The sequence below is a fragment of the Bifidobacterium sp. LH_416 genome (assembly GCF_056357055.1).
In genome coordinates this window covers 1-15,572 of record NZ_JBKEVJ010000004.1, presented here as the reverse complement: position 1 = coordinate 15,572, position 15,572 = coordinate 1, and the positions used below count along the sequence as shown (strand labels likewise).

General features: G+C 54.6%; 7 protein-coding genes, 1 tRNA gene and 1 rRNA gene. 5 read left to right on the top strand and 4 right to left on the bottom strand.

Translation table 11 applies throughout. The annotated features are described in order from the left end of the window. Positions 1–9 precede the first annotated feature (9 nt). The 4 genes from AC1AY0_RS08380 to AC1AY0_RS08365 form a co-directional block, all read right to left on the bottom strand. A complete protein-coding gene (locus AC1AY0_RS08380) occupies positions 10–1,500 on the bottom strand; it encodes an aggregation-promoting factor C-terminal-like domain-containing protein (protein WP_101625826.1) in 1,491 nt (496 codons plus the stop codon). 311 nt (positions 1,501–1,811) lie between these two features. Continuing rightward, positions 1,812–1,885: transfer RNA gene (locus AC1AY0_RS08375), tRNA-Thr, on the bottom strand. A 205-nt stretch (positions 1,886–2,090) separates the two neighbouring features. Continuing rightward, on the bottom strand, positions 2,091–3,050 hold the full coding sequence (locus tag AC1AY0_RS08370) for a DsbA family protein (protein WP_476524816.1): 960 nt from the start codon (positions 3,048–3,050) through the stop codon (positions 2,091–2,093). A gap of 199 nt (positions 3,051–3,249) precedes the next feature. Further along, a complete protein-coding gene (locus AC1AY0_RS08365; RefSeq protein WP_476526197.1) occupies positions 3,250–5,493 on the bottom strand; it encodes a serine/threonine-protein kinase in 2,244 nt (747 codons plus the stop codon). 391 nt (positions 5,494–5,884) lie between these two features. Here AC1AY0_RS08365 and AC1AY0_RS08360 point away from each other — a divergent pair, with 391 nt between their 5' ends. The 5 genes from AC1AY0_RS08360 to AC1AY0_RS08340 all read left to right on the top strand — a co-directional run. Then, on the top strand, positions 5,885–8,794 hold the full coding sequence (locus AC1AY0_RS08360) for a beta-glucosidase (protein ID WP_476524818.1): 2,910 nt from the start codon (positions 5,885–5,887) through the stop codon (positions 8,792–8,794). Positions 8,795–9,160: 366 nt separating this feature from the next. Next, entirely contained in the window at positions 9,161–9,916 is a 756-nt protein-coding gene (locus AC1AY0_RS08355) for a LytR/AlgR family response regulator transcription factor (RefSeq protein ID WP_476526196.1), read from the top strand. Between the two features lie 10 nt (positions 9,917–9,926). Next, complete coding sequence (locus AC1AY0_RS08350; protein ID WP_476526317.1) at positions 9,927–11,234, top strand: ATP-binding protein; 1,308 nt, start codon at positions 9,927–9,929, stop codon at positions 11,232–11,234. Between the two features lie 195 nt (positions 11,235–11,429). Continuing rightward, complete coding sequence (locus tag AC1AY0_RS08345) at positions 11,430–14,561, top strand: glycoside hydrolase family 3 C-terminal domain-containing protein (protein ID WP_476524821.1); 3,132 nt, start codon at positions 11,430–11,432, stop codon at positions 14,559–14,561. Positions 14,562–15,238: 677 nt separating this feature from the next. Continuing rightward, a 16S ribosomal RNA gene (locus AC1AY0_RS08340) occupies positions 15,239–15,572 on the top strand; the annotation flags it as partial.

Genomic DNA, 15,572 nt, shown 5'->3' with positions numbered 1-15,572 from the left:
TTGAAATCTTTAATACCAGCCGGTTTGCTCGGAATGTTGCCATGCTGCAGATGGGCTGCCATACCGTTGTGCGATGTACCACAAGCCCCAATCGATTTGCACAGCTCCATCATCACGATAGTTATCGCCGAACGCCGCCATTTTGCTGGCAGGCAGCGACTGCGGAATACCGTAGGCGCCGGACGATGCGTTCTCGGCATACCATTTCCAGCCGGATTCACGATTCCACAGCTTCACGAGCGCATCCCAATCAGCACCAGTCCATCCGCGCTGTGCTGCAGCACCAGCCGCATACGACTGTGCCTGAGCAACGGTCGGATGCCATAGGCGGCCGGACGGGGTGGTGTCAGTCGAACTGTTGTTATTGCTGTTACCAGAGTTGCTGGAATTGTTGTTCCCGCTATTGCTGGAGTTATTCGAATTACTGGAATTATTATTGCTGGAATTGCCGGAATTATTCGAACTATTGTTGCCGGAATTCGAGCTGTTGCCGTTATTGGTATTGCTTCCGGAACTGTTATTCGATGATGAATTATTACTGCCGGAATCATTAGAGCCGGAATCGGCATTAGTATCGGAATCCTTGGAACTATTGGAATTATCAGAGTTCCCGGAATCAGAAGAACTGTCATCAGTCTTCGGCTTAGCCTGACCCACGGCAATAATCTGATCAACAGCCATCTTCGTAATGGTTTCCGACTTTAACGTTTCCGATTCGGCCACACCATCCACATAAGTGACGCTATAAACCTGAGTTTTCTCACCATTCTCACCCTGCTGGCGGATTTCAGTCTGACCTTCATCAAGATTCGGATCAATAATGGTTTGCGTTTCGAACGGGATAGCAACCGTACGAGTTTCCTCGCCGTGGGTAACGCGCTGAACGCGCAAAATAGTCTGATCGCCGTCCTTTTCCACACTGACGCGATCTTCCTTATTTAAAACAATGCCCTTGGAATCGAGAATGGATGCAGCTGGCAGTTTGCCATTGGGAGCCACAGAGCTCTTACCATCGGCAATGACCGTAACCGGTCCGTCTTGATTAATCACCAAGCCACCGGTGAGCTGATTGTAGACATTATCAATGTCCACGGTGATTTTCTTGGCCTGAGCATTGTTCTCTTTGAAGAAGCCAAGCAGCTGATCGGCGCTGGTAGCCACAGTCCAGAATGGTACTGCTGTGCCATCAATATTGATGGTGGTCTGATACGCGGAACGCACGGTAACCACAGAATGGTCTGCAAGGCGATCGCCGGAAGAAGTTTGAACAATATCGTGGGATTTGACATCAATGCCCTGCTCTTCAAGCAGTCGCGTTGCCGTCATTGCATAGGTAGTGACCTGAGTGGTTTTGCCGTTTACGTTTAAAGCCACTGACTTGCGCGCGGTGAACGCAAATGATCCCACCATTGACGCTGTAAGCGCCACAATGCAAGCAATTACGCGGATGCGACGCAGTGTAACAAACCGCTGCGGGGTCCAACGCCGTGCCATGTCCATCTCTTCCTGATTGCGAATAGTTACCGCCCACCATCGTAACGGTTGGGCTGGTTCGGGGTGCTCGGGGCAAAAGCACCGTTACCATACCTGCTCGGATGTGGGCGCGAATAAAAGAAAAAGGGGGCGGGAGAGAAGGGGATGTCCCGCCCCCTGGAAGGCGCGGAGCTGGTTGGGGGACGCTCCGCCCTCATTCCAGGAAGCCATAAGTTGGGGGAAGGCTCCTGGAGAACTTACTCAAAGTAAGACTTAGTTATACGCGGGAAGCAACTGCGCATCCCTGTTACCATGATACGCTTTTTTCCCGCGCAACGAGCCTCTTGTCGGGATCGAACCGACGACCTGCCGCTTACAAGGCGGCCGCTCTGGCCATCTGAGCTAAAGAGGCATATTCAAAATGCAACATCAACGATGAACGTTTTGAACAAGTGGCAATCATACCAGCAGTTATGCCAACGCGCTGAATTTGTGTCGGAACGGTTCGAAGCATGCAAATGGGGCTCCCCCTTTCTGACGAATCGTGATGAATTGTCTGAAAAGGGAGAGCCCCATTTGCACGATTACCGGTGAGCGGCTGTACGCGTTTCGCTCACTCAGGCCGTGATGTCAATCGGCTTCTTATTCGCTCCGATAGACGGCAGGCTACCTTCCACGCCGACCTGATCGGACTTCAAGCCCACAGCCTTCAGGAAGCCGTCAACCATGGTGGTGTTCGCCAAAGTAATGTTGTTCAGGCTCCAATAGGTGCCGTTGATGGTCAGCGTGGGGGAGGAGAAGGCACCAGAGCTGGAGAACAGTTCCGGGCGAGCAATCGTGTAATCGTTGGACGCGGAAAGCCATTCCACGTACTCGTTCTTGCCGCTGAACGCAGCCTTGGCCACATCCTCACTTACGCCAGCCTTCACAGCCTGCTTCTCCAGCTTGCTGTTATTGACGGACACGTAGTTGTCCAACTCGCCAGGCTGGAAGTCCTCAGCGTAAATGTTGGACAGGTAGTTCATCAGATGGTTCGGGTCGCTATCGTGCTCGGCGATGTAGATAGCGCCGTTGAACGCACGGTTGGAGTAGTTGTCCGAGCTCTTGTTGTCTTGGAAGTTCAGGAAGTGCAGATCCAGGTTGAGCTGGCCGGCGTTCATCATCTTGACTAGCGTCGGATCAAGCTGACGGTTCACCGAAGCACAGCCCGGGCACAACGGCTCCATATAAATGCCCACGGTAGGCACATCAGCGGTTTTCTTACCGTAGCCATCCTTGGAAATCAGGAAGCCGCCCTTGTCATCCGCCTTGGAAGGCTGGGTTTTTACGGCCTGCATCTTGCTGTATGCAGAAGAGACGTCAGTGGCGCTAGAGCTGCTTCCAGCGATATTGCGGTAAATAACCACACCAATCACGGCCACCAGAGCCACCACAATGGCTACCACAATGATGCCGATGATGGTCTGCTGCTTACGTTCTTTGGCTGCCTGAGCCTCGCGCGCTTGGCGTTCGGCCTCTTCAGCTGCACGACGCTCTGCACGCGTGACGCGCTTGGCTGGACGCTTGGAGTCGGCCATAACAATCCCCCTGAAATGAGTTCGATAATCGTTCAAATGCTGGGGCTAATCATAATGGCCAGTACTGAGGAAGACTGTGCTGAGAGCTGATTGGAAGTGAATTCCATGTGAAAGCCAGGATGGTTCTGTGGGTAGCTATCAGCGTTCACGTGCGCGGCGCATCGTGGTTATGGGATGCGCGTACGGTTCGCTAGCCCAGTCATACCAACGGAATCCAGCTAATAGGCATGCCCATCACAGGCAGTGCTGCTAAAGCCAAAGTGATAATGAGCCATATGGTGAACATCACAGTGCCACGATGACCACGGATTGGTGCAGCAACCGGTTGCAATGGTTGTCCGAATGCATTGAGACCAGTGGCAACGCTCGGCTGCTGAGGTGCCAAGCCACGCAATACGCCGGCTCCCAAGCGCATCATCATGGCCTGTGGCCCGAACGCTGTGATAAGCCAGCCAATTGCCATAAACCCGCCAAGAGTCAAGCCGGAAGCCGAGTACGGCATATCGATGAGCAGTGGTACCAGAACACTCCAGTCAGCTGTGAAATTCCAGATGATAGGTGACTCAATCGGCAACGCCAACGCGATGGCAGCCACCGCTGTGCCAGCAATATCAATAATGATCAGCAATGCCAAGCGAGGCAGCGACAGCAATAATCCTTTCACCAAATGCCAGGGGAGTGAAGCCACGCGAATAAGTGCGTCAGAGCCTTTGCGCTCGCCGCCGCGCCTGCCTTCGCGCTCAAGCTGGGACTCGGTGTTGTATGCCAACGTCAGAATAATCCACAGCAGTACAGCTGCTGCCGCAATAGCAATCAACGGGAAACTGGCAGCGAGCAAAGCCAAAGGGATAGCCAGCAAGAACAACGGTAACGTGCCGCGCTGCAAGTATTCGCCACGCTTTACATCAGCCGGATTCGGCGCGAGAGAATTCTGCACCAAAGCTTCAGTCGGCACAGCCTGAGCAGTTTGATCAATCATGCGCTGCACAGCAGGGCGCACAGCCGGGTTCGCATCCGGTGGCATTGCTGGGCTTGTGGCAGCTGGGTTTCCGGCTGCCGAACTGTATGGCACTGGGGACAGGAATGAGGGGACTGCCGGTGGGAATGATGGAGCTGGAGGAGTTGGAGGGCTTGGCGGGAGGATTGCAGTAGCCGGTTCTGCAGTATCCGGCAGTACGCGCGTAGCCTGATCTGGGGCGTCTACGTGCGGAAAAACAGCGGTTGTAGCGGCTGTAGTGGCATCTGCGGTAGCGTTTGCCGGCGAGGCAACCGTAGGCGCATCTTCAGCCAGCAATGTTCTGGTCCGAATTGCATCGGCTGCGCGCCACAACGTACGCGGATTGTTCTTATCCGGCTCGTTATCCGGTGTATTAAGAATCGCGGTTTCAGCGTAATCGCCGTCGTTATCAGCAGTATTGCCGTCAGCGTTGCCGCCAAAAGGGGGCATCACCTCGGTTGCACTGGTAGGTGCGGCAACAATCGCAGTCGGAGCGCCAGCAATAGCACCTGCGCCGAACGGGCTGGCCGAAGAACTCTGCCAAGCCAAAGGATTCAACGCATCAAGAGCAATCGCATGCAACAGCTCATCAGGCGTGCAACGTTGCGCACGATCAGGATTCAACGCTGCGCGGAAAGCCGCCAATGTGCCGGCTGGCAGTCCAGTGAGATTCGCATTGCCCGCAGCCGCACGCTCCAGTACTGCCATCATTGGCTTCGTGCCGAAGACCGGGGCTCCCGTGGCAGCAAACGCCAGCACCGACGCCACCGACCACCAATCGGTCATATCGTCAGCCTCAGCACCATCAATGATTTCCGGGGCAATAAAACCAGGAGTACCCATAACCAATCCGGTGCGAGTCACATGACTTTCACCCTCACCCATGGCAATACCGAAATCCACCAGTACCGGGCCAGTAGCGGACACCATCACATTCGTAGGCTTAATATCACGATGAATAATGCCGGCTGCATGCACAGCCTTAGTAGCATCGATCAGCTTTCGAGCCAAACGCTCCAGATCATCGCCAACATACCGGCCATTAATGGCCACATCATCCTTAAGATTCTTGCCTTCAATCAATTCGGTGACAATAAATGCCAGCGAATCATCGAGTTCCATATCCACAATGCCGCAGACACCAGGATGATTGACCTTTTTCAACGCCATGGCCTCGCGGCGCAGGCGCTCGCGGGGAGTCACGTCCTCCTTGAGATTCGGGTCATGAGCCGCGGGATTGCCGGCGTTGGAGCCGGACGCATTGCTGCCGGAATCATCGGCAAGCGAATCACGAAGAATCTTCATCGCGTAAGTTTGACCGCCGTCATCGCGCACCCGCCATACGGAACCCATAGCACCTGAGCCAAGGCGGGATATCAACGTGTAGCCGCCAACTACTTCACCAGGTTCAAGATTCAACGCGTTCAAATCGCTCATGTGCTCCATCCTAGCTGTGGGTAGGTGAGAGCTGCGTGATGCTTTGCGGCTCTTCGCGATATGGGCTGCAGATAAGCGTTGCAAATAACTGCCATTCACGTACTCAAAACAGCCATTCACGCATTGTGGCTGAGTTTCGCTGAGATTGTGTGATAGCAGATTATGCGTCCGAAATGACAGGATAGGCGGAGAGCTCTTCACGGCTGGAAAGAATCTGCAACCCTAGAGTTATCGGCATCGAGGACGTGTCAGCGTAGCAACCCAATGGAGTGCCAAGCGGGCAAGTTCTTCAGCGGTCAACATGGACAGGGCAGGTCCATAGGCCGCGGTTCGGATTCGATAACGGTATCGGAACTGGACGCACATGCCGCGCAAAGGTAAGAATCAAGGAGGAGAACCCATGCTGCAAATCAACATGGCTGATGTGATGGGCGTCATCAATTCGGTGATCCCCTATCTGGTGGCCGTTGGCATTCTGCTGGTGCTGGCCATCATCATCACGTTCGCCGTCAATAAGAAGACGGTGAAGGCTGTTGCCAACCGCAAGCTTATTCATTCTGAGTCCTGGCTCGTGGCTCTCGTGGGCATCGTCGTGGCCGTGTCCATGATGCTTTCCGGCCCGCTGGCCACGCTGCTGAACAATGCCACCATCACCAAGTACATGTTGTCTGATGACACGGTTGCCGCAGCCAACAAGCTGGCTAAGGACGTGCAGGCCGAGGCCATCACGATGCTGAAGAACGATAATGACAATTTGCCGCTCTCCGGCAAAAAGGTCAACGTGTTCGGCTGGGGCTCCACCAGCCCGGTTTACGGCGGCACCGGTTCCGGCTCCATGTCTGAGCAGTACCCGACCGTTTCCTTGCTCGACGGCATGAAGGAAGCCGGCCTGGAGACCAACAGCGAACTGACCAAGCTGTACACCGATTACCGCAAGGATCGTCCGGAAGTGGGCATGTGGGCCCAGGATTGGACCCTGCCGGAAGTGCCGGCCGATCAGTACTCCGATTCCTTGATTTCCGATGCCAAGTCCTTCTCTGATGAGGCTGTTGTGGTCATCACCCGCGTTGGCGGCGAAGGCGCTGACCTACCGATGAACATGAAGGCCGAAGGCATCACCTACACCAACAATTCCAAGGATTACGAGGACTTCCAGGACGGCGAAGGCTTCCTGCAGCTGAGCCAGACCGAGCGTAACATGCTGGACCTGGTCACCAAGAACTTTGATAAGGTGACCCTGGTTTACAACGGTGCTAACACTTTCCAGCTTGACTTCCTCAATGACTATCCGCAGATTCAGTCCGTGCTGTGGTGCCCGCCTGCTGGCCAGACCGGTTTCTCCGCACTCGGTGAAGTCCTCGCCGGTGATGTGAACCCGTCCGGCAAGACCTCCGACACCTTCCTGAAGGATCTGAGCAAGAACCCATCGTCCAACAACTTCGGTGATTTCGATTACGACAACGTGGATGACCTGGCCGTTGAGGTGATTGACGATCGTACCGGTAGCAAGCTGCACGTTTCCCCGACCTTCGTGAACTACAGCGAAGGCATCTACGTGGGCTACAAGTTCTACGAGACCGCTGCCGACGAAGGTCTGATCAACTACGACGATCTGGTGCAGTACCCGTTCGGCTACGGCCTGAGCTACACCACCTTCTCCCAGGAGATGGGCGACGTCTCCTATAAGAACGGCAAGGTCAGCTTCGATGTGACCGTGACCAATACCGGCGACAAGGCCGGCAAGGATGTGGTCGAGGCCTACTACAACCCGCCATACACCAACGGTGGCATCGAGAAGGCTTCCGTGAACCTGGCCGCTTTCGAGAAGACCAAGGAACTGAAGCCGGGCGAATCCGAGACCGTGAAGATCGAATTCGATGACGACGACATGGCTTCCTATGACGAGCACGATGCCAAGGCTTGGGTGCTGGAACAGGGCGACTACGAGATTTCCCTCCAGTCCGACTCCCACACGGTGATCGATTCCGCCACCGTGAACGTGCCGGAGACCATCACCTACAACAGCGAAGACAACACCCATGATGGCGACAAGATCGTGGCCACCAACCAGTTCCAGAACGCCGAAGGTGACGTGACCTACCTGTCTCGCGCCGACCACTTCGCCAACTACGAAGAAGCCACTGCGGCTCCCACCGATTTCAGCATGAGCGACAAGATCAAGTCCGAATACACCAACAACGGTAACTATGATCCTGCCGAGCATAATGATGATTCCGATGAGATGCCGACCACTGGTGCCAAGAACGGTGTGAAGCTTTCCGACCTCTACGGTAAGGATTACGACGATCCTCAGTGGGACAAGCTGCTTGACCAGCTGACCTTCGACGACATGGACTCCCTGATCGCCAACGGCGGTTATGGCACCCCAGCCGTGACCTCTGTGGGCAAGATTCAGGTGACCGACGCCGACGGCCCGGCTTCGCTGAACAACAACTTCACCGGCATTGGCTCCATCGGCTTCCCTGCCTCCACCGCATTCGCCTGCACTTGGAACCGTGACCTCGCCAAGCAGTTCGGTGAGATGATCGGCGACATGGCTCACGACATGCACGTGGCCGGCTGGTATGCACCTGCTATGAACCTGCACCGCAACGCCTACGCAGGCCGTACCTTCGAGTACTTCTCTGAGGATTCCCTGCTCTCCGGCGTGATGGCCGCCCAGCAGATTGCCGGTGCCCGCGAAAAGGGCGTGTACTCCTTCATGAAGCACTTCGCCCTGAACGAGCAGGAGACCAACCGTACGATGACCCTGACCACTTGGGTCAGCGAACAGGCCATGCGCGAAACCTACCTGCGTCCGTTCGAGATGAGCGTCAAGGAAGGCGGTGCCCAGGCTGTGATGAGCGCGTTCAACTACGTGGGCCCGACCTACGCCGCTGCTTCGCCTAACCTGCTCAACACGGTGCTGCGCGACGAATGGGGCTTCCAAGGCTTCGTGCTGACGGATTACTTCCGCGGCCGTGGCTACCAGGATGCCGACCAGGAAATCCGCAACGGTAACGACTCCATGCTCGCCACCACGGTGACCACCAACCACGTGAGCGACAAGTCCGCCACCTCCGTCAAGGCCATGCGTACCGCTGCTCACAACATCCTGTACACCGTGGCCAACGGCTGGCAGTACGAGAATGGTGAACCTGAGGTTGAAACTCCGGTTTGGAAGACCGCCATGTACGCGGTCTGGGGCGTGACCGCAGTTCTGGTGGTTGGCCTCGAGGTGCTGACCATCATGAAGTACCTCAAGCGCCGCAAGCAGGCTGTTGCAGTCGAAGCTCCGGCCGAGGCCTGAGGCAATATCAATAACTGAATAACAACACAGAGTGGCCCGTTCTGCTGAAACCAGAGCGGGCCACTTTTGTGCTTTTGCGCCAGCAATAACGTTGCGCTGCTGTTGCATTGCGCCGATGGTGTGTCCCGGTATATCAATCAATCGATTGATGAGCATACCGTGGCAAAAATCTGTGCCACGGTTCGTAAAAACAGGCCAAATTATGCAACCGTGGCAGATTCTCGGGGTATATCAAGGAAAGGCCGCTCAGCAAAACCGCGGAATTCCGCCATTTTTGAATTTGCTGCTTTCGGCGATAGGCGAGATTTTTGTCCCGGTTCGCGAAAAACAGTCAAATTGCGATACCGTGGCAAATACGCATGGAGCATGGAGGGAGAGACCATGATTCGCATTGCCATCGTTGATGATGACGATACTGATGCCGCTCGCACAACCGAGATGATTCAGCGGTACTATGTCGAGCGCGGCGACACTGTTGCGAACAGTGCCACGGGCAGTGCCGCGAACCCGGCATACACCATCACCCGATTCGCAGACGGTGAATCATTCCTCGATGACTACCAAGCCGAGTTCGATGCCATGTTCCTCGATGTGGAGATGCCCGGCATCGACGGCCTGGAAACCGCACATCGTCTGCGCGAGATCGATAGTCATGTGGTGCTGGTCTTTACTACTAAAATGGCCCAATACGCGGCCGTGGGCTATGACGTGGACGCTATCGGATACCTTGTCAAACCACTCGAATACTTCAGTTTCGCGCTCAAAATGCACAAAGTGGAGGAGCTCGTAGCCAAACGCCAAGGCGTCACGATTCCGCTGACCGTAGGCACGGGCACGCAGTTCTTGTCCTCGCATGACGTGCGATATGTCGAGGTACTCGGTCACGAAGTCATCTACCACACGGAACATGTGGCATACAAAGTATGGTCCAGTCTCAAAGAAGCCGCCGAGCTCCTAGAGCCGGTGCACTTCGCCGCCGCCAGCCGCTACTGCCTGGTCAATCTCGAATGGGTCAAGGCCGTAACCAACGACAGCGTAGTGGTCGACGGCACCACCTTGCCCGTCTCCCGCTCCAAACGCAGACCCCTGATGCAGGCCCTCGCCGCCTATTACGGAGGGTGAGTGAGCAGTGATGTTAGTGCATTTCGATCTCCGGCTCGGCTTCTTCATGATTGAGCTGTTGGCCGGCACATTACTATTCTCCCGGCATTGTGGGTGGAGGAAGAACTGGAGGTTGATAGTACTGCCATTGGTGGTATTGGTGGCTTGCCTATCACCTACGGATATGTCGTATGTGATGTCTGAGCTGATGGTGCCTAACTATACGTTCAGTTTGTTCTACTACCTTGCTCATGTGGTAGTACTCGTTCTGCTGCTGCGGTTTGTGACACGGGCTTCATGGTTGGAAGCATTGGTGGTGGTAGCTGCCGGGTATGCGGCCCAGCACATCGCTTATGACACGATGAAACTTGTGATGATTGGCAGTGGACGCACTGATTCATCGTTCTATTTCACGCCGACGTATTACGTAATGTATGTCACGGTTTATGTTGCCGTATATGGCGCAATATGGCTGTGTTTCGCGCGCCGATTCGATATTGATGATGACAAAGTCCGGTATGCTGCCGCATGGATTATCGGCGGCATGGCGTTGCTGGTATTGGTTGTTGTATTCAATCTCTTCTTTGTGCTGACGCTCCCGTTGCAGTCGCAGATGGTGTGCTTTGTATATGACGCCATCTGCACGGCGCTGGGATTGCTGACGCTGACCTTCGCCTCTTCGAACGATCGATTGCAGAACGATTTACAAGTCATGCGCCAGATCAATCGATTGCAGGAGCAGCATTACGAATTAGCCAAAGAGAATATCGAGCTGATTAATATCAAATGTCACGATATCCGTAAGAATCTTGCGTCGCTGTACCGAGATGCCGACGGACGGCCATCGGATGCGTCAATACGCCAGATTGAGGATTCCATTCGCGTCTATGATTCCATATTCCATACCGGTAATGAAGCAATGGACGTACTGCTTACGGAAAAGAGCCTGTACTGCTCGTCTCACGGCATAACGTTGACTTGCATGGTAGACGGCAGGCCCTTGGATTTCATGGAATCATCCGATATATATGCACTGTTCGGCAACATACTCGACAATGCGATTGAGAGTGCCGTCAAGTGCGATGATCCAGGGAAAAAGACGATTAGTCTCACTGTCAAGACGATTGGACGTCTGCTGATATGTGAAGAACAGAATTATTACGTTGGCGAACTCGTCATGCGCGATGGACTGCCGGTCACCACCAAAAGCGATACGCGCTTCCATGGATTCGGTACTCGGTCCATTGCCTACCAAGTACGGAAATATCATGGGGAGCTGCGCATGAGCGGCGTGAATGGCATGTTCTCCCTGTCCGCGGTTATTCCATTGCCGGACTGATGTGCTAGCCGGACTGCGCTCGCCGGATGGCACCGTGAGCTTCCGTGCGTTCCATGCAATGAAAATAACCACCCATGCGGTTGGCAACGTGCCTTCCTACGATTTCTTATACGTTTGTGATGTCGGACAATTGAGAACCACTCAGCATCGAAGCTGATTGAAGGGTTCTTTTCCCATTGCAGACAGGAGAAAGAGATGGCTTCGCCAAAGACCCCGAAGCTCAAGATGAGCAATCGTACCTTCCGAAGAATATGGATACCCATCGTCACCATGCTAACGGTGATTGCAGTGGCGCTTACTGTGGCAGGCAGCATGTTTTCCAGTGTTCTGGATAGCTACCTGGGCGGTGGCACTCTTCAAATCAATAAGGCGGAAGGTACCGAAACCTGGGACGCCACCTATAACGCCAAGGAAACCGGATCCCTTACTGAAGCCAAGGCCGCCAGCGACAAAGTTTCCGAACAAGTGGCGGATGAAGGCATTGTGCTGCTGAAGAACAATGGCACATTGCCGCTCGCCGAGAAAAGCACGGTGACGCCATTCGGTTACGGATATCTGAATCCCGTCTATTCCGGCACAGGCGCCGCAGCGACGACCGACAAAGACATGGTGACCATCGAACAGGGCCTCTCCGATCATTTCACCATCAACAAGTCCGCTGTTACAGCCATGAACGATGCTACAGCGACCGCTCCAGACGCCGCCAAAGGCACGCCGGCCTTGGACTCGGACAAGAATTCATTGCAGGCGATTATGGATAAAGGCGAGTCGGCCCGCATCTATGAATACGATCCGTCGATCTACCAGAAGATCGATAACGCTGAAGGCACCACAGGTTTGGTGTTCATTCGGCGCAACGGCTCCGAAGGCATTGACAAGCGCACCTACGCCTACGACGATGGCACGCCGCATTATCTGGCGTTGACCGAAAACGAGAAGAACACCATTCGTGCCGCCAAAGAGCATTGCGGCAAGGTCGTCGTGGTGCTCAACGCTGCGAATCCGATGGAAGTGACCCCTCTGATGAGCGGGGAACTCGAAGCTGATGCCATTGTATGGATGGGCACTGCCGGATCTCGTGGTTTTGCCTCGCTGGGCAAGATCCTCAGTGGCGAGGTGAATCCGTCCGGCCGTTTGACCGATATCTATGCCACGGATTTCACCAAGGACCCGACCTATGCCAACTTTGGCGACTACCGTTACACCAACGCTAAATTCGTGGATAACCAATTGCTCGGGGATGTTATCCCCGGCGCCGGTTTTGGCACGATTGACCGTCCTTACGTCGAATATGAGGAAGGCATCTACATTGGCTATCGCTATTACGAAACCGCCGATGTCGAAGATCCTCAATTCGTCTATGGCCAGTTGGACGGCAAAGGCGGCGTGACGGTTTCCGGAGCCGTGGCATACCCGTTTGGCTATGGCCTGAGTTACACCACCTTCGACCAGAAACTGGAATCCGTCGAAGAACATGACGGCGATATCGAAGCCCAGGTGACGGTCACCAATACTGGCCAAACTGCCGGCAAGGACGTGGTTCAGCTGTACTACACGGCGCCATACACCGATTATGACCGTGCGAACAAGGTTGAGAAATCCGCTACTGTGCTGGGCGCATTCGATAAGACCGATGAACTGCAACCCGGCGAATCCACTACGGTGAAGCTGACGTTCCACAGGGACGACATGGCCTCCTACGACTACCATCACGCAAACGATAACGGTACGACTGGCGCATATGTGCTGGAAGCCGGTGATTATGCCATCGAGCTGAAGAACAATTCGCATGACGTTATCGATTCCCGCACGATTTCCGTCGATGAAACCACGTGGTTTACGGATGATAACCCGACTACTGCCGACAAGCAGGCACAGTCAGTGATGGACGACGATGGCACCATTACGAACGAACCTGAATCCGGCAAGTATGTTGCCGCCAGCAATGAGTTCGAGACGCTGAACGCATACATGGATGACGCTTCGGTGACTCAGCTGAGCCGCTCCGATTGGACTGGCACCTTCCCGACCGCTCCTCAGGATCGCAAGGGCAAGGCTCCTCAGGTCGCGTTGGACGAGTTCTCATGGTGGGATAACTACGATCCACAGACAGACGCCAAACTCGGCAATGTCGAGGGCAGCGAAGTGTACGCCGCCAAGCAGCCGACCTCCAATGCCGACAATGGTCTGTCACTGATTGATCTTCGCGGTCTGGCATACGATGACCCCAAGTGGGATCAGTTGCTCGATCAGATCGATTGGGAAGGTGACAAGAGCGATATTCAATCGCTGCTGTACATGGCCGCCTACCAGACCAAGGATGTGCTTTCGATTGGCAAGCCTACGACCGTCGACAAGGATGGTGCGATGGGCTGGAGCATTGAGGGTGCCTCATCATGGGCTGGTGCCAACGTGATGGCTGCAACCTGGAACGTGGATTTGCTGCGCCAGGTGGGCGAATGCCTTGGCGAAGAGGCGTTGCAAGCTGGGCTTAACGGTTGGTATGCGCCAGCTGTGAACACTCATCGATCCCCGTTCTCCGGCCGTGTGTACGAGTATTACTCCGAAGATGGCTTGTTGTCGGGCAAGCTGGCTGCAGCTGCAATCGGTGGCGTAGGTGACAAGGGTGTGTTCAGCTACCTCAAGCATTTTGCACTCAACGACCAGGAAAGCTACCGTTCCGAAGGCTTGGCAACATGGGCGAATGAGCAGGCGGTACGCGAACTGTACCTGAAGCCATTCCAGATCGCCGTACAGGAGGCGCGCAGCACCGAGCAGTATCTGGACACCAACGGCAAGATGCAGACCAAGACCATTCGTTCCGCTACGGCGATGATGTCCGCCCAGAACTTCATCGGTGGTGTGATGGGCTTTGCCCATCACGGCTTGCTCACTGATGTGCTCCGTGGCGAATGGAATTTCCATGGTGCTGTGGTCACGGATCTGTTCATGTCGAAGTCGAAGACCGAACGAGACATGATTATCCGCGCCGGAACCGATATGTATATGATTCAGGCTCCCGGATATAACGCTTCCGATTACGACAGCGCAACTGCTCGTACGGTTATGCGCAACGCCATTCATAACATCGCGTACATGACCGCCAACTCGAACGCCATGAACGGTATTACTCCAGGCTCCACATTGCATATCACGATGAGTCCGTGGAAGAAGACCTTGGTAGCAGTGGATGTGGTTATTGCACTTATCGTTGCGTTGCTGATCACCCGCATGGTGATGCGCGCTCGCGATGAGAAGCGACGCCCTGAGTTGTATCGCAAACCGAAGCAGCGTAAGCGCAAGGCCAAGGTGATTGGAGCCGAGTAACTGTTCCGTATTCTCACCTCAATACATCGTGCGCCGGGTGGCTTTCCTCCTGCTGGCTCGGTGCCTTCATAACTGAATATTGCTGAAACTGAGCAGTCGAATCCGCTTGGCTGTCCATCCTGCCCATAGATGGTCGTGAGCGGATTCGGCTGTTCTGTTGTTGTGTTGGGGCTGGTTTGGAGTTGATAGGGGAAGGATTGTGTGGGTGACACGCCGGTGTGAAACATATTTGGGGCAGTTTGCGGTTGTTTTGCAAGCTATGGTGGCGTTGATGATGCGAGAACCAGCGTTTTCGACACGCCGGGCGAAGCGTGTCTTTCCAATGGTTTTCGTGGTTTTTGGTTTGGTGGGTTTGCGTTGTTGTTTGGTTTCGTGTAAGTTATTCCTTCGCTGCCGCTGAGCGGTTCGGGTTCCTCCCGGAAGGGAGAATACGGGTCCGGATCGGTTTGTGTGTGGTGGTGGTTTGAGAACTCAAGAGCGTGTTTGTACTACTTCTTTATAGTCAATGATTGCCAGCTTGTTCCGAGCCTGATGGTTTGTCCGTCGGGTCCTTGGTTGGTTGAATCGGAATGAGGTTTTTTGTGTGAGCGTCCTTTCCTTATTAGGACGTTCTCGTCAATTTTTGTTTTGAGAGTCATCTTTTCGGATGCTTTCTGCAATGACATTTTTCGTGTTTTTTTGTGGAGGGTTCGATTCTGGCTCAGGATGAACGCTGGCGGCGTGCTTAACACATGCAAGTCGAACGGGATCCATCAAGCTTGCTTGGTGGTGAGAGTGGCGAACGGGTGAGTAATGCGTGACCGACCTGCCCCATGCTCCGGAATAGCTCCTGGAAACGGGTGGTAATGCCGGATGCTCCACACCGCTGCATGGTGGTGTGGGAAAGCTTTTGCGGTATGGGATGGGGTCGCGTCCTATCAGCTTGACGGCGGGGTAACGGCCCACCGTGGCTTCGACGGGTAGCCGGCCTGAGAGGGCGACCGGCCACATTGGGACTGAGATACGGCCCAG